The following is a 15,352-nucleotide window of genomic DNA, read 5'->3' on the forward strand; positions in this document are numbered from 1 at the left end:
GGTCATTAATGAGCCAGAACGTTTATCAATTTATCGACCTGCAGCGTGTTGATCCGCCAAAGAAACCGCTGAAGATCCGCAAAATCGAGTTCGTCGAGATCTACGAACCGTTTTCGGAAACCCAGGCCAAGGCCCAGGCTGACCGCTGTCTGTCCTGCGGCAACCCGTATTGCGAGTGGAAGTGCCCGGTGCACAACTACATCCCGAACTGGCTGAAGCTGGCCAACGAAGGCCGCATCATGGAAGCGGCGGACCTGGCGCACCAGACCAACAGCCTGCCGGAAGTGTGCGGCCGCGTGTGCCCGCAGGATCGCCTGTGCGAAGGCTCCTGCACCCTGAACGACGAGTTCGGCGCGGTCACCATCGGCAATATCGAGCGCTACATCAGCGATAAGGCCATCGAAATGGGCTGGAAGCCGGACATGTCGCACGTGCAGCCGACCGGCAAGCGCGTGGCGATCGTCGGTGCCGGCCCTGCCGGGCTGGCCTGCGCCGACGTGCTGACCCGCAACGGCGTCAAAGCGGTGGTGTATGACCGTCATCCTGAAATCGGCGGCCTGCTGACCTTCGGTATCCCGGCGTTCAAGCTGGAAAAGGAAGTGATGGTCAAACGCCGCGGCATCTTCAGCGAGATGGGCATCGAGTTCCAGCTGAACACCGAAGTGGGCAAAGACATCAGCATGGAGACCTTGCTGAGCGAGTACGATGCGGTATTCCTCGGCGTCGGCACCTATCAGTCGATGCGCGGCGGCCTGGAGAACGAGGAAGCGCAGGGCGTGTACGACGCGCTGCCATTCCTGATCGCCAACACCAAGCAGCTGATGGGCTATGAAACCGAGCAGCACGAGCCTTACGTCAGCATGGAAGGCAAGCGCGTGGTGGTGCTGGGCGGCGGCGATACCGCCATGGACTGCGTGCGAACCTCGGTGCGCCAGGGCGCGACGCAGGTCACCTGCGCCTACCGCCGCGACGAAGCCAACATGCCGGGTTCCAAGCGCGAAGTGAAGAACGCCCGGGAAGAAGGGGTGGACTTCCAGTTCAACCTGCAGCCGCTGAGCATCGAACTGAACAGCGCCGGCCGCGTGGCCGGGGTGAAAATGGTGCGCACCCAGCTGGGCGCGCCGGATGCCAACGGCCGTCAGGCGGCGGAGCAGGTACCGGGTTCCGAACACGTGATCGACGCCGACGCGGTGGTGATGGCGTTCGGCTTCCGCCCGCACCGCATGGACTGGCTGGCGGCGCACGACGTGCAGCTCGATAAACAGGGCCGCATCCTGGCGCCGGAGGGCAGCGACAACGCGTTCCAGACCAGCAACCCGAAAATCTTCGCCGGCGGCGACGCGGTGCGCGGCTCCGACCTGGTGGTGACAGCGATTGCCGAAGGCCGCAAAGCGGCAGATGGCATCATGAACTACCTGGAAGTGTAAACCTTCCGTACCATCGGAGGCCCGGCATATTGCCGGGCCTCCGTTTTTAGCCTGCCACGCTTTGTCACTCCTTCCCCTCTCCTCACCGTCTCAACGCGCTATATTATTGAGTTGGCACCATTGCGGGGCGCGGCTGCGCCTGACACCGAGATAAGGATAGCGAACATGAAATGCTCCATTTCCCTGTTGGCCGGCGCGCTGCTGGCCGTCAGTTTCAGCGCTTCAGCCATGGCGCTGGATTCGCAGGAGGTTGGTTACAATATCGAAGCGCGCGGCGCGCGGCCGGTCGTGGCTCAGTTAGGCAAGGCCGGGCAGTTCAACGCCGTGGAAAACAGCATCCGGCTGGGGGACGACAATTGGATTGCCCTGGCGCCCAAGCTGGCCGGCGGCGGCAATGCCGGCTTTACCGCCGGCATCAAATCGGCCCTCTCCGCCGCCCTGATCTACAATCCGGCGGCGGTGTTGCAGGCGCTCAACAAAGGCAACGATCTGCCGCTCAATGACATTTGCACCGCGCCGCCGGAAGTGCAAGGCGACACCGCCGTCACCAGTTTCCGCCAGCGCGCAACCCGCGCCTTGTCCACCGTGCGCGTAGGCGATCTCAGCGCGCCGCGCGATGCCTGCATTGCCGCCTTGAAAGGCTGATTCATTTCTGCCGGGCAAAAAAAAGCACCCCATAGGGTGCTTTTTCGTATGTTCGCGCGGGCTTATTTCACCACGCGCAGCGCCGGGCGGCCACCGCGCGGCGGCTGCGGCGGTTCGTCGTCCGGGCCGTTGTCTTCCGCGGTGTCCGGGCGATCGCCGTCGATCACCGACATCAGCGTTTCCGAAGGGATCGTCTCATTGTCCAGGCCTTCGAACACGCCTTCGCTCTCGTCGTAGGCGGCTTCCGGTTCGAACATCGTGCCGGCGCCGTTTTCACGCGCATAGATCGCCAACACGGCGGCCATCGGCACCGAAACCTGACGCGGCACGCCGCCGAAGCGCGCGTTGAACTGCACGTCTTCGTTGCCCAACGCCAGGTTGCCTACCGCGCGCGGCGCGATATTTAGCACGATCTGGCCGTCACGCGCGAACTCCATCGGCACCTGCACGTCCGGGCGAGTCACGTCGACCACCAGGTGCGGCGTCAGCTGGTTATCCAGCAGCCAGTCGTAGAACGCCCGCAGCAGATACGGGCGACGCGGCGTCATCTGAGACATGTCCATCGCGCTTAGCCCCGGGTCTGCAGGCGCATTTCACGCTCGGCTTCGGTCAGGGAAGCCAGGAAGGCGTCGCGTTCGAAGACGCGGGTCATGTAGCCTTTCAGCTCTTTGGAGCCGGCACCGCTCAATTCGATGCCCAGCTGCGGCAGACGCCACAACAGCGGCGCCAGGTAGCAATCCACCAGGCTGAACTCTTCGCTCATGAAATACGGCGTCTGACCGAAGATCGGCGCGATCGCCAGCAGCTCTTCACGCAGTTGGCGACGGGCGGATTCCGCTTCCTGGCCGCTGCTCTTCTCGATCTTGTCCATCAGCGAGTACCAGTTCTTCTCGATGCGCAGCATCATCAGACGGCTCTCGCCACGGGCAACCGGGTAAACCGGCATCAGCGGCGGGTGCGGGAAACGCTCATCCAGGTATTCCATGATGATGCGGGATTCATACAGGGTCAGTTCGCGATCGACCAGCGTAGGCACCGTCTGGTAAGGGTTGAGGTCAATCAGATCTTGCGGCAGGTTATCCATTTCGACCTGCTCGATCTCGACGCTGACACCTTTCTCCGCCAGTACGATGCGTACTTGATGGCTAAAAATGTCGGTCGGGCCAGAGAACAGCGTCATTACCGAACGTTTGTTGGCAGCGACAGCCATGAAAACCTCCAAGTTATCTAGAAAATACTGCGAATAGCCAACTGACAGGCTGCTATCCTGAATAATCTTGCCGCAGGCCGGCAGCACGCAGCGCGACCCGAGCCCATGAAAAACCGGCCCAGGGGGTCAACTGCACGGCGAACAGGCGCAAAAGTGGGTGATAGTTTACCAGATTTTGCTTGTTTTGTGGGGGCGGTGCGGCGAATTCATGTTGAATTGTCTGATATGCCACAGATTTTAGTCGGGGATGGCGGATTTCAGGCATAAAAAAACCCGGTGAAGCACCGGGTTTTTTGCGTAAATCGCACTGCCGAAGCAGCGAAAATTAACGCTTGGAGAACTGCGGACGACGACGTGCTTTACGCAGACCGACTTTCTTACGTTCAACCTGACGAGCGTCACGGGTGACGAAGCCAGCTTTACGCAGTTCAGAACGCAGAGTCTCATCGTATTCCATCAGTGCACGGGTGATACCGTGACGGATAGCGCCAGCTTGACCGGAGATACCACCACCTTTAACGGTGATGTACAGATCCAGTTTGCCAACCATGTCGACCAGTTCCAGCGGCTGACGAACTACCATGCGGGCAGTTTCGCGACCGAAGTACTGTTCCAGGCTGCGCTGGTTGATAACGATGTTACCGTTGCCCGGCTTGATGAAGACGCGAGCGGCGGAGCTTTTGCGGCGACCAGTGCCGTAGTATTGATTTTCAGCCATTGCCATTAATCCCGATTAAATGTCCAGAACTTGCGGTTGCTGTGCCGCGTGATTGTGCTCGGTGCCCGCGTAAACTTTCAGTTTACGGAACATAGCACGACCCAGCGGGCCCTTTGGCAGCATGCCTTTAACCGCGATTTCAATCACGCGCTCAGGACGGCGGGCAATCATCTCTTCAAAGGTCGCTTGCTTGATACCACCGATGTGGCCGGTGTGGTGGTAGTACACTTTGTCTGTACGCTTGTTGCCGGTTACAGCAACTTTGTCAGCGTTCAGAACGATGATGTAATCACCGGTATCCACGTGCGGGGTGTATTCCGCTTTATGCTTGCCGCGCAGGCGACGAGCCAGTTCAGTAGCGAGACGGCCTAAAGTTTTACCATCTGCATCAACAACGTACCAGTCGCGTTTTACGGTTTCTGGTTTAGCTGTAAAAGTTTTCATTAGAAAGCTTACCCAATAATTAGTTACACGTTGGTGAACACCCAAACGCTCGAAAACAGTTGAGGCTCACACGACCATACAAGTCCAGCAAACCTACCCCTTCGAATAGCCATTGCCGGCACTATAAAGTTTTTGGGAAAAAAAACTTTGTTGTAACGTGGGGTCGCAAGATTATAGAGAAGTCGCTCACAAAGATCGAACGGTTTTTGAATGGAAAATAAATTTATCGCCGGCGGCAGGCAACCGGCGATAGGCCCGGCGGCAAGCCCGCCGGATTCAAGGCAAATGCGGCAGCTTGAGGTACTCTTCGCTCTGCATTTCCTGCAGGCGCGACAGGCAGCGCTGGTACTCGAACTTAAGTCGTTCCCCCTGGTAGATCTCGAACATCGACGCCTCGGCGCCGATCACCAGCTTGACGTGCCGCTCGTAGAATTCGTCCACCAGCGCCAGGAAACGGCGCGCGGTATTCTCTTTCAGCGGCCCCATCACCTGCACATTATACAGGATCACGCTGTGATACAGCCGCGACAGCGCAATGTAATCCAGCTGGCTGCGCGCCTCTTCGCACAGCGTGTGGAAATCCACCGCCAGCACGCCGTCCACCGAACGAATAGCCTGCAGCGGCCGATGGTTGATCTGCAGCACCGGCGCCTCCTCCCCCGCCTTGCCCGCCAGTTTGACGAACATCCGATCCAGGGTCGCGCGCGTCTGGTCGTTCAGCGGCGTCAGATAGAGGTGAGCCTGGGTCAGGGTGCGCAGACGATAGTCGATGCCGGCGTCGACGTTCATCACGTCGCAGAACTCGTTGATCAGATCGATAGCCGGCAGGAAACGCGCCCGCTGCAGGCCGTTGCGATACAGATCGTCCGGCGGGATGTTCGACGTAGCCACCAGCGTGATGCCGCGGGCGAACAGCGCCTGCAGCAGCGTGGCCAGCAGCATGGCGTCGGTGATGTCGGACACGAAGAATTCGTCGAAGCACAATACGTCGGTTTCGGCCTTGAAGCCGTCGGCGACGATGTCCAGTGGGTTTTCCCGCCCTTGCAGCTCGGTCAGCTCTTCATGCACCCGCAGCATGAAGCGGTGGAAGTGCAGACGCATTTTGCGATCGCCCGGCAGGCTGTGGAAGAACATGTCCATCAACCAAGTTTTGCCGCGCCCGACGCCGCCCCACATATACAGCCCCTGCACCGGGCGCTGCGGCGCCGTTTCGCCGCCTTTGCCCAGCAAACGGCTGAGCTTGCCGCGCAGCCCGCCGGCCGGCGCGCTCGCCGCCGGTTTTTGCAGCAAGGCCTGATAAATGCGATCCAGTTGAGTGACGGCCCGGCGTTGAACCTCATCGGCCTGATATTCCCCCGCCTCCAGCGCCTGCTGGTAGCGAGATAACGGTGATAGTGCCTGCATCTGTTCGATGTTCCCTAAGAACGCTTAGAAATTATTTAGCCAACGTTGGCGGCAAGTTGATGTCGATTCGCACCGTTATCGCCACAAATGCCCGCTGCGGGCGCCGCTGAAAACCCTGTAAACACTGGGTGGAAGCGCATCAGGATTCCACTCTGACAAGGTTAACGGTTATAGTGGATATTATTAAGTGAAAAATCCCTGCGGAACAACGAAGTCAAAATAGGAGTCATCATGACCTGGGAGTATGCGCTGATTGGTTTGGTCGTCGGTATCGTGATTGGTGCGGTGGCGATGCGTTTTGGCAACCGTAAATTACGTCAACAACAAGTCCTGCAGAACGAGCTGGACAAGAGCAAAACCGAGCTGGAAGAGTACCGTCAGGAGCTGGTCGGCCACTTTGCCCGCAGCGCCGAGCTGCTGGACAACATGGCGCGCGATTATCGTCAGCTGTATCAGCATATGGCGAAAAGCTCCAACAACCTGCTGCCGGATCTGCCGATGCAGGAGAACCCGTTCCGCTATCGCCTGACCGAAGCGGAAGCGGACAACGATCAGGCGCCGGTGGAAATGCCGCGCGACTATTCTGAAGGGGCCTCCGGCCTGCTGCGCGGCCAAAGCGCGCGCCGCGACTGATACCCCTTCTTCACCCGCGGGGCCACCCGCGGGTTTAACCCCGTTTGTGCCTTATTGACCTTCCTTCGCATTACCTTTACTGAACTTTGCACGCAAATTCACGGTCTTACCCTTCACTATGACAAGGTGATTGCCTTATCATCAAATTTTCATCGGCAGGTATTGAGAGAGTTATCATCAATGAAGAAAAAGTCGTTAATTCTTAGTGCATTGGCAATGAGCCTCGGCCTGGCGCTCAGCGCCGCACCGGTGGCCAACGCGGCCCTGCCCGTCGCCGTTCAGGGGCAGCCGCTGCCGAGCCTGGCGCCGATGCTGGAAAAAGTCTTGCCCGCCGTCGTGAGCGTACATGTCGCCGGCACCCAGGTGCAGCGTCAACAGCTGCCGGAAGAGTTCAGACGCTTCTTCGGCCCCAATTTCCCCGGTCAGCAGCAGAGCTCTCGCCCGTTTGAAGGGCTGGGCTCCGGCGTCATCATCGACGCTGCCAAAGGCTACGTGCTGACCAACAACCACGTCATCAACAACGCCGATAAAATCCGCGTGCAGTTGAACGACGGCCGCGAACTGGACGCCAAACTGGTCGGCCGCGATGAGCAATCCGACATCGCCCTGCTGCAGCTCAGCGACACCAAAAACCTGACCGCCATCAAGATGGCCGATTCCGATCAGCTGCGCGTCGGCGACTTCGCCGTGGCGGTCGGCAACCCGTTTGGCCTGGGCCAAACCGCCACCTCCGGCATCATCTCGGCATTGGGCCGCACCGGCCTGAATCTGGAAGGGCTGGAAAACTTCATTCAGACCGACGCCTCGATCAACCGCGGCAACTCCGGCGGCGCATTGGTCAACCTGAACGGCGAGCTGATCGGCATCAATACCGCCATTCTGGCGCCGAGCGGCGGCAACGTCGGCATCGGCTTCGCCATTCCGAGCAATATGGCGCAGAACCTGAGCCAGCAGCTGATCGAATTCGGCGAAGTGAAACGCGGCCTGCTCGGCATCAAGGGCAGTGAAATGACCCCGGACATGGCCAAAGCCTTCAACACCGACGCGCAGCGCGGCGCCTTCGTCAGCGAAGTGCTGCCGAAATCCGCCGCCGCCAAGGCCGGCATCAAAGCCGGGGATATTCTGGTTTCCGTCGACGGCAAGCCGGTGAACAGCTTCGCCGAGCTGCGCGCCAAAGTCGGCACCACCGCACCGGGTAAAACCCTCAAGGTGGGCCTGCTGCGCGACGGCAAACCGCAGGAAGTCTCGGTCACGCTGGACAACAGCGAGAGCGCCTCGACCAATGCCGAAACGCTGTCGCCGGCGCTGCAGGGGGTTTCCCTCAACAACGGCGCGCTGCCGAGCGGCGACAAGGGCGTGAAGGTGGAGAACGTGGATAAAGGCTCGACGGCGGCGCAAATCGGCCTGCAAAAAGGCGACGTGATCATCGGCGTCAACCGCCAGCGCGTGGACAGCATCACCGCGCTGCGCAAGGTGCTGGAAGCCAAACCGCCGGTGATGGCGCTCAATATCGTGCGCGGTAACGAAACCATTTATCTGCTGCTGCGTTAATTTGTGCAAAAACCGGGCTCGGTGACATACTGCGCCCGGTTAACTCATGCTATCCTCCGAACATCGTTCACCACACCACGAAAACTCCATGTTTGCTAAGCTCTTGCGTTCTGTCGTTATCGGTCTCATCGTTGCCGGCCTGCTGTTGGCCGCTCTGCCCGTGCTGCGCTCTTCCAACGGCCTGTTTGCAGAGAAAACCGAGAATACCAGCGACGAAACGCCGGTGAGCTACAACAAAGCAGTGCGCCGCGCCGCGCCCGCCGTGGTGAACATCTACAACCGCAACCTGAACGGCGCCGCCAACGTGCTGTCGCTCGGTTCCGGCGTGATCATGAACGAACGCGGCTATATCATCACCAACCGCCACGTGATCAAAGACGCTCAGCAGATCACCGTGGTGTTGCAGGATGGCCGCCGCTACGAAGCGCTGCTGGTCGGCTCCGACGGCCTGACCGATTTGGCGGTGCTGAAGATCGATCCCGGCAACCTGCCGGTGATCCCGACCAATAAAAATCGCGTTGCCCACGTCGGCGACGTGGTGCTGGCAATCGGCAACCCGTACAACCTGGGGCAGACCGTGACTCAGGGCATCCTCAGCGCCACCGGGCGCATCAGTATGAGCACCACCGGCCGGCAGACATTCCTGCAGACCGATGCCTCAATCAACCGCGGCAACTCCGGCGGCGCGCTGGTCAACTCGCTGGGCGAGCTGATCGGCATCAATACCCTGACCTATGACAAAATCACCGACGGCGAAACGCCGGAGGGCCTCGGCTTCGCCATTCCGATCGAACTGGCCACCAAAATCATGGACAAGCTGATCCGCGACGGCCGCGTGATCCGCGGCTATTTCGGCATTCAGGGTAAGGAGATCATTCCGCTGCGTTCCTCCAATTCCGGCATCGATCGCCTGCAGGGCATCATCGTGACCGAAATCACGCCGAATGGCCCGGCGAGCAGCGCCGGTTTCCAGATCAACGACATCATCATCAACGTGGATAACAAACCGGCGGTGTCCGTGCTGGAGACCATGGATCAGGTGGCGGAGATCAGGCCGGGCACCGAGATACCGGTTATCGTGCTGCGCGACGGCAAACGCATTACGTTGAAAATGACGGTGGGCGAATTCCCGGAAGACAACAATTAAAAAAGGGCCGGCATTGATAGCCGGCCCTTTGATTTTCATCCTGCCGACGCAGCCGCGCCGGCGCTAATGACTTACTCGCCTTTCACTCGCTCGATGTTCGCACCCAGCGCGCGCAGCTTGTCTTCAATACGCTCATAGCCGCGATCGATGTGGTAGATACGATCGACGACGGTCACGCCGTCGGCGATGCAGCCGGCGATCACCAGGCTGGCGGAAGCGCGCAGATCGGTCGCCATCACCTGAGCGCCGGACAGCTGCTCAACGCCGTGGCAGATCACGGTGTTGCTCTCGATTTCCGCGTGCGCGCCCATGCGGATCAGTTCCGGCACGTGCATGAAGCGGTTTTCGAAGATGGTCTCGGTGATGACGCCGGTGCCTTCCGCCACCAGGTTCAGCAGGCTGAACTGGGCCTGCATGTCGGTCGGGAAGCCCGGGTGCGGCGCGGTGCGCACGGTGACCGCTTTCGGGCGTTTGCCGTGCATGTCCAGGCTGATCCAGTCTTCGCCCACTTCGATATCGGCACCGGCTTCGCGCAGCTTGGCCAGCACCGCATCCAGTGTGTCCGGACGAGTGTTGCGGCACATCACTTTGCCGCCGGAAACCGCGGCGGCGATCAGGAAGGTGCCGGTCTCGATGCGGTCAGGCAGCACGCGGTACACGCCGCCGCCCAGACGCTCGACGCCCTCGATGGTGATCTTGTCGCTGCCGGCGCCGCTGATCTTCGCGCCCAGCGTATTGAGGAAGTTGGCGGTATCGACAATTTCCGGCTCACGCGCGGCGTTCTCGATAACGGTGGTGCCGGTCGCCAGGGTCGCGGCGCTCATGATGGTCACGGTCGCGCCCACGCTCACCTTGTCCATGACGATGTGCGCGCCCTTCAGGCGGCCCTCGACGGACGCCTTGACGTAGCCTTCTTCCAGCTTGATCTCGGCACCCAGCTGCTCGAGGCCGGTGATGTGCAGATCGACCGGACGCGCGCCGATCGCACAGCCGCCCGGCAGGGAAACCTGACCGCGGCCGAAACGCGCCACCAGCGGCCCCAGCGCCCAGATGGAAGCGCGCATGGTTTTCACCAGATCGTAAGGGGCGCAGAACTCGTTCACGCCGCTGGCGTCCACGAAGACAGAACCGTTGCGCTCAATCTTGGTACCCAACTGGTTGAGTAGTTTAATGGTGGTGTCGATGTCCTTCAGTTTGGGGACATTCTGCAGCTCGACCGGCTCTTCCGCCAACAGGGCGGCGAACAGGATCGGCAGGGCGGCGTTTTTGGCCCCGGAAATAGACACTTCACCGCTCAGGCGAGTCCGACCCTGCACACGAAATTTATCCATCTGACTACTCTCTGTTATCTAATCTGAAGCTGCCCGCCCGGCAGGGCAAACAGCCTTAAAATCCGTTGAGTTTGCGGTCTCGCTGCCACTCTTCAGGGGTGTACGCCTTGATAGACAAGGCATGAATGCGGTTGTCCGCAATGTATTCCATCAGCGGTGCGTAAACCGTCTGCTGTTTTTTGACGCGGCTCATGCCGGCGAACAATTCGCCGACCACGATCGCCTGGAAATGGCTGCCGTCGCCCGTCACATGTACTTCATCCAGTGCCAATGCCTGCATCAGCACGTCTTTAATCTCGTTGGTTTCCATAGTATCCAGTTCTGCCGCTAAAGGATCATAAACAGCCTAGTATCTTAGTGGAATACGATGTTTTCTTAAACTAAAGAAAAAGCCCCTGCATAACAGGGGCTTTGTATCGTTTTACCACGCAAGGGCGGCGTAAAACGCCGCTAACCGGCGGTATCGACAGGCATTATCGCCTGCAGGTTGTAGAGCGCAATCAGCGTTTTCAGGCGCTCGGTGGCGCCGAAAATTTTCAGCGCGACGCCGCGCTCGCGCTGCTCTTCCTGCAGATGCAGCAACAGAGCCAGCCCGGCGGAGTCTACGCGCTGCAGTTGCGCCACGTCGATCGCGGTTTTATCCGCCATCAGCGCGTCGCGCTGCCGCCACAGCGGCTGCAGCGTTTCCCGGTCCAGTTCACCGCGCAGGATCAGCGTCTGCTGCTCTGATTCGAAGCTGAGCGCTGCCGACATCAGTTTTTCTTGTCCAGCGTGATAGGCTGCGCGGCGGCGGCCTGCAGCTGTTTGGTCAGGCCGTCGATGCCCTGAGTACGCAGCGTGGACGCCCACTCGTTCTGCTTGGTGGTGATCATGCTGACGCCTTCGGCGATCATGTCATAGGCCTGCCAATAGCCGGTTTTGCTGTTCTTGCGCCATTGGAAATCCAGACGCACCGGCGGGCGGCCGCCGTTGTCGATGATGGTGACGCGAATGGCCACGATGTCGGCATTGCCCAGCGGCTGTTCAGGCGCGATCAGGTAAGTCTGGCCGTGATACATCGCCAGCGCCTGGCCGTAAGCCTGCTCCAGGTAAGCCTGGAAGGCGGTGAAGTAAGCTTCGCGCTGCGCAGGCGTCGCCTCTTTGTAGTAGCGCCCCAGCACCAGCGCGCCGGCGTATTTCACCTGCACGAACGGCATCAGTTCCTGATGCACGATGGAGCGCAGGTAGTTCGGGTCCTGCTTGATCTTCGGCTGTTCATTCTTCAAACGGCTGAAGGTCTTCTGCGCCGCTTCTTGCATCATGCTGTAAGGATTGGTTTGGTCGGCTGCGCTCGCCAGCGGTGCAACCACCAGCAGAGCCACCATCAGTAAACGTTTAAACATGCAGGTATCCTCTCTTAATGATTTGGAACAGCGGGTTGCGGTGCGGCGCCGGCAGCCGGCTCAGCGGCCGCGTCTCCCGGTTTGGCGCTGTCCTGACCGCCGCTTTTATACAGGAACTGGCCGATCAGGTCTTCCAGAACCATGGCTGATTTGGTGTCCTGAATGGTGCCACCGTCTTTCAGGATGGCGGTGCCCATATCAGGATCTTCGAAGCCCACGTTAAGCGCCAGATATTGCTCGCCCAGCAGGCCGGAGGTGCGGATCGCCAGCGAGCTGGTATCCGGGATTTGGTCGTACTTTTTCTGGATATCCAGCGCCACGCGCGGCGTGTAGGTTTTCGAATCGAGTTCGATGTCCGCCACGCGGCCGATCACCACGCCGCCAATCTTCACCGGCGAACGCGGTTTCAGGCCGCCGATGTTGTCGAACGTCGCGTAAATGCGGTAGGTCGGCTCGCTGCCGATCGATTTAAGGTTCGCCACCTGCAGGCAGATAAACACGATGGCGCACAGCGCGATCAGCATAAATGCCCCAACCCAGATTTCACTCTTCTTCGTTTGCATCGAATCAATTCCCAAACATCAGTGCTGTCAGCACGAAATCCAATCCCAACACCGCCAGTGACGAATGCACCACGGTACGCGTCGTCGCCCGGCTAATCCCTTCAGAGGTAGGCACGGCGTCGTACCCGTTGAAAATGGCAATCCAGGTTACGGTAATGGCGAATACCACGCTTTTGATCAGGCAGTTGAGCAGATCTTTTTTCCACTCTACGGCGCCCTGCATCGCCGACCAGAAGAAGCCGCTGTCGATGCCCTTCCAGTCCACGCCGACCACCGAGCCGCCCCAGATGCCGATCGCCACGAAAATGATGGTCAACAGCGGCATGCTGATCAGCCCCGCCCAGAAACGCGGCGCCACGATGCGCCGCAGCGGATCGACCGCCATCATCTCCAGGCTGGAGATCTGCTCCGTCGCCTTCATCAGGCCGATTTCCGCCGTCAGCGCGGAACCGGCGCGGCCGGCGAACAGCAGCGCCGTCACCACCGGCCCCAGCTCGCGCAGCAGCGACAGCGCCACCATCATGCCGAGGCTGGCCTCGGCGCTGTAGGTGGTGAGCACGATATAGCCCTGCAGGCCCAGCACCATGCCGATGAACAGCCCGGAGACCATGATGATCAGCAGCGACTGCACGCCGACGCTGTAGAGCTGTTTCAACAACAGCGGCCACTGCTTGCCGGGTTCCGGCCGGCCAATCAACGCGTTGAACAGCATCAACCCGGCGCGGCCGAAGCTGGCGCTGGTGTTGATGCCACTGCGCCCCAACGACGCTAACGCTCTTAATAACATGAGCTTATTTACTCCCTAAGCCTAGCAGTTCGGTCTGATAATCCCCGGCCGGATAGCGGAACGGCACCGGCCCATCCGCTATACCATCCAGAAACTGGCGCACGCGCGCATCAGGATTGTTCTGCAATTGCTGCGTGGTGCCTTCGGCGATCACCCGGTGATCGGCCACGATATAGGCGTAGTCGGCGATGCTCAGCACCTCCGGCACGTCGTGCGACACCACGATGCAGGTAATGCCCAGCGCATGGTTCAGCTCATCTATCAGCTTGACCAGCACCCCCATGGTGATCGGATCCTGGCCGACGAAAGGTTCGTCGAACATGATCATCTCCGGGTCCAGCGCGATCGCGCGCGCCAACGCCGCCCGGCGCGCCATGCCGCCGGAAAGCTCATTGGGCATCAGCTGGGCCGCGCCGCGCAGCCCCACCGCTTCCAGCTTCATCAGCACCGTGCTGCGCAGCAGGGGTTCAGGCAGGTTGCTGTGCTCGCGCAGCGGGTAGGCCACGTTTTCGAACACGGTCAAATCGGTGAACAGCGCGCCCGACTGGAACAGCATGCTCATCTTTTTGCGCGCGTCGTATAACTGACGGCGGGACAACGCGGGAATGTTGTCGCCGTCGAACCAAATCTCCCCGCTGTCCGGCGCCAGCTGGCCGCCTATCAGGCGCAGCAGCGTGGTTTTGCCGATGCCCGATGGCCCCATGATCGCCGTGACCTTACCGCGAGGCACCGTCAGGTTGATGTCTTCAAATATCCGTCGGTCGCCGCGCGAGAAGCTCATGTCGCGCACTTCGACCAAATTATCTGCCTTTTGGAGCATGTTAATGGACCCTTTACGACTCATCTTTTGCTGAATCTACCCGTGATGTTAAAGCAATGGGCGCAATCCGTCTCATCTTTACAAAAACTTACTGCCATTTCGCAACCAATGGTGCCATTGGTTTTACTTTTCCGCGCCACCCGGTCAAAATTGGCGCCATAACGAAAAAAAACGAAACTGTTCAACTATTAGCCGGGAAAAACCGTTGCTGCGGCTCACGCGCGCGCAACGGAGGGCAAGCAATACCGCCGCATTGACGGCTTTAACCAACGAACCGGGATAATACCCGACAAAGGACCCTGCATGTTTCTCGCGATAGCATTATTAATCGTTGGTTTATTTCTACTGGTGTATGGTGCAGACCGCTTAGTTTATGGTGCTGCCGTGATTTCCCGCTCGCTCGGCGTCCCGCCGTTGATCATCGGCATGACCATCGTCGGCATCGGCACTTCGCTGCCGGAGCTGATCGTGTCCACCACCGCCGCGCTGAACGGGCAGATAGATATGGCCGTTGGCAACGTATTAGGTTCCAACATCACCAACATCTTATTGATCCTGGGCGTGGCGGCGCTGATTCACCCGCTGGCCGCGCGTTCCGAGATACTGCGGCGCGAACTGCCGTTGATGTTAGCGGTCACAGTATTGTGCGGTTTCGTGTTGATGGACGGCACCCTGAGCAGGCTGGACGGCGTGCTGCTGCTGGCCGCCGCCGCCGGCTTCATCCTGCTGATGCTGAAAATCGCCCGGCTGGCGCAGCGCGAGGGCAGCGACAGCCTGACCATGGAGCAGATCGCCGAGCTGCCGCAGGACAGCAGCAACACCGTGGCGGTGCTGTGGCTGGTGCTGGCGTTTATCATTCTGCCGCTCTCTTCCAGAATGGTGGTCGATAACGCGACGGTGATTGCGCACTATTTCGGCCTGAGCGAACTGGTGGTCGGCTTGACCATTATTGCCATCGGCACCAGCCTGCCCGAATTGGCTACCTCCATCGCCGGGGCGCTGAAGGGCGAGGATGATATGGCGATTGGAAATATCATCGGCTCCAATATTTTCAACACGGTGATCGTGCTGGGCGTCCCCGCCCTGCTGTCGCCGGGCAGCGTAGACGCCGCCGCCTTCCAGCGCGATTACTGGGTGATGCTGGCGGCCAGCGTGCTGCTGAGCGTACTGTGCATCGGCCGCAAGCATCGCATCGGTCACCTGGCGGGCGCTCTGTTATTATGTGGCTTTATTGCGTATCTTGCGGTGCTGTTCTTTAACCCTTTCAGTACTTTCGGCTAAACCGACGGG

Annotated in this window: 18 protein-coding genes; 6 read left to right on the forward strand and 12 right to left on the reverse strand. The window is 59.8% G+C overall.

What is annotated here, in order from left to right:
* Window positions 1-8: 8 nt before the first annotated feature.
* Both SSARUM_RS21050 and SSARUM_RS21055 read left to right on the forward strand, forming a co-directional pair.
* Window positions 9-1,427, forward strand: a complete 1,419-nt coding sequence (locus SSARUM_RS21050) for a glutamate synthase small subunit (RefSeq protein ID WP_038879621.1) — start codon at window positions 9-11, stop codon at window positions 1,425-1,427.
* 165 nt (window positions 1,428-1,592) lie between these two features.
* A complete protein-coding gene (locus SSARUM_RS21055) occupies window positions 1,593-2,072 on the forward strand; it encodes a hypothetical protein (RefSeq protein WP_033649000.1) in 480 nt (159 codons plus the stop codon).
* Between the two features lie 62 nt (window positions 2,073-2,134).
* Here the strand turns inward: SSARUM_RS21055 and sspB are convergent, their stop codons facing one another.
* The 5 genes from sspB to zapE all read right to left on the reverse strand — a co-directional run bounded on the left by sspB (window position 2,135) and on the right by zapE (window position 5,848).
* A complete protein-coding gene (sspB, locus tag SSARUM_RS21060) occupies window positions 2,135-2,635 on the reverse strand; it encodes a ClpXP protease specificity-enhancing factor (protein ID WP_004937084.1) in 501 nt (166 codons plus the stop codon).
* 5 nt (window positions 2,636-2,640) lie between these two features.
* Entirely contained in the window at window positions 2,641-3,282 is a 642-nt protein-coding gene (sspA, locus tag SSARUM_RS21065; RefSeq protein WP_025304366.1) for a stringent starvation protein SspA, read from the reverse strand.
* A gap of 325 nt (window positions 3,283-3,607) precedes the next feature.
* Window positions 3,608-4,000, reverse strand: a complete 393-nt coding sequence (gene rpsI, locus SSARUM_RS21070; RefSeq protein WP_004937080.1) for a 30S ribosomal protein S9 — start codon at window positions 3,998-4,000, stop codon at window positions 3,608-3,610.
* Between the two features lie 15 nt (window positions 4,001-4,015).
* A complete protein-coding gene (gene rplM / locus SSARUM_RS21075) occupies window positions 4,016-4,444 on the reverse strand; it encodes a 50S ribosomal protein L13 (protein ID WP_004937079.1) in 429 nt (142 codons plus the stop codon).
* A 276-nt stretch (window positions 4,445-4,720) separates the two neighbouring features.
* Window positions 4,721-5,848, reverse strand: coding sequence for a cell division protein ZapE (gene zapE / locus SSARUM_RS21080; protein WP_033648999.1), 1,128 nt, complete (start codon window positions 5,846-5,848; stop codon window positions 4,721-4,723).
* A gap of 231 nt (window positions 5,849-6,079) precedes the next feature.
* Between zapE and zapG the strand changes: the two genes are divergently transcribed.
* The 3 genes from zapG to degS all read left to right on the forward strand — a co-directional run bounded on the left by zapG (window position 6,080) and on the right by degS (window position 9,179).
* Window positions 6,080-6,481, forward strand: a complete 402-nt coding sequence (zapG, locus tag SSARUM_RS21085; RefSeq protein ID WP_004937074.1) for a Z-ring associated protein ZapG — start codon at window positions 6,080-6,082, stop codon at window positions 6,479-6,481.
* A 180-nt stretch (window positions 6,482-6,661) separates the two neighbouring features.
* Window positions 6,662-8,032 (forward strand): serine endoprotease DegQ, encoded by a 1,371-nt coding sequence (gene degQ, locus SSARUM_RS21090; RefSeq protein ID WP_060430950.1) that lies wholly within the window; start codon window positions 6,662-6,664, stop codon window positions 8,030-8,032.
* 88 nt (window positions 8,033-8,120) lie between these two features.
* Window positions 8,121-9,179, forward strand: coding sequence for an outer membrane-stress sensor serine endopeptidase DegS (gene degS / locus SSARUM_RS21095; RefSeq protein WP_033636127.1), 1,059 nt, complete (start codon window positions 8,121-8,123; stop codon window positions 9,177-9,179).
* Window positions 9,180-9,250: 71 nt separating this feature from the next.
* On the opposite strand, the gene murA is transcribed toward degS, so the two are convergent.
* From murA to mlaF, 7 genes are all read right to left on the reverse strand, one after another.
* Window positions 9,251-10,510: a UDP-N-acetylglucosamine 1-carboxyvinyltransferase gene (murA, locus tag SSARUM_RS21100; RefSeq protein WP_004937068.1), complete on the reverse strand. Its 1,260-nt coding sequence runs from the start codon at window positions 10,508-10,510 to the stop codon at window positions 9,251-9,253.
* A 55-nt stretch (window positions 10,511-10,565) separates the two neighbouring features.
* Complete coding sequence (ibaG, locus tag SSARUM_RS21105; protein WP_004937066.1) at window positions 10,566-10,820, reverse strand: BolA family iron metabolism protein IbaG; 255 nt, start codon at window positions 10,818-10,820, stop codon at window positions 10,566-10,568.
* Between the two features lie 140 nt (window positions 10,821-10,960).
* Window positions 10,961-11,263, reverse strand: a complete 303-nt coding sequence (gene mlaB / locus SSARUM_RS21110; protein ID WP_016930202.1) for a lipid asymmetry maintenance protein MlaB — start codon at window positions 11,261-11,263, stop codon at window positions 10,961-10,963.
* Window positions 11,263-11,892, reverse strand: a complete 630-nt coding sequence (mlaC, locus tag SSARUM_RS21115; protein ID WP_060430947.1) for a phospholipid-binding protein MlaC — start codon at window positions 11,890-11,892, stop codon at window positions 11,263-11,265. Before mlaC ends, mlaB begins: the two co-directional genes overlap by 1 nt.
* A 14-nt stretch (window positions 11,893-11,906) precedes the next feature.
* Window positions 11,907-12,455, reverse strand: coding sequence for an outer membrane lipid asymmetry maintenance protein MlaD (gene mlaD / locus SSARUM_RS21120; protein ID WP_033636129.1), 549 nt, complete (start codon window positions 12,453-12,455; stop codon window positions 11,907-11,909).
* 4 nt (window positions 12,456-12,459) lie between these two features.
* Window positions 12,460-13,242 (reverse strand): lipid asymmetry maintenance ABC transporter permease subunit MlaE, encoded by a 783-nt coding sequence (mlaE, locus tag SSARUM_RS21125; RefSeq protein ID WP_004937059.1) that lies wholly within the window; start codon window positions 13,240-13,242, stop codon window positions 12,460-12,462.
* 4 nt (window positions 13,243-13,246) lie between these two features.
* Complete coding sequence (gene mlaF, locus SSARUM_RS21130) at window positions 13,247-14,062, reverse strand: phospholipid ABC transporter ATP-binding protein MlaF (RefSeq protein WP_028127533.1); 816 nt, start codon at window positions 14,060-14,062, stop codon at window positions 13,247-13,249.
* 303 nt (window positions 14,063-14,365) lie between these two features.
* On the opposite strand from mlaF, the gene SSARUM_RS21135 reads away from it, so the two are divergent.
* Complete coding sequence (locus tag SSARUM_RS21135) at window positions 14,366-15,343, forward strand: calcium/sodium antiporter (RefSeq protein ID WP_025160120.1); 978 nt, start codon at window positions 14,366-14,368, stop codon at window positions 15,341-15,343.
* The last annotated feature ends 9 nt before the right edge of the window (window positions 15,344-15,352 follow it).

Source organism: Serratia sarumanii (assembly GCF_029962605.1).
In the GTDB taxonomy this organism is placed as follows: domain Bacteria; phylum Pseudomonadota; class Gammaproteobacteria; order Enterobacterales; family Enterobacteriaceae; genus Serratia; species Serratia sarumanii.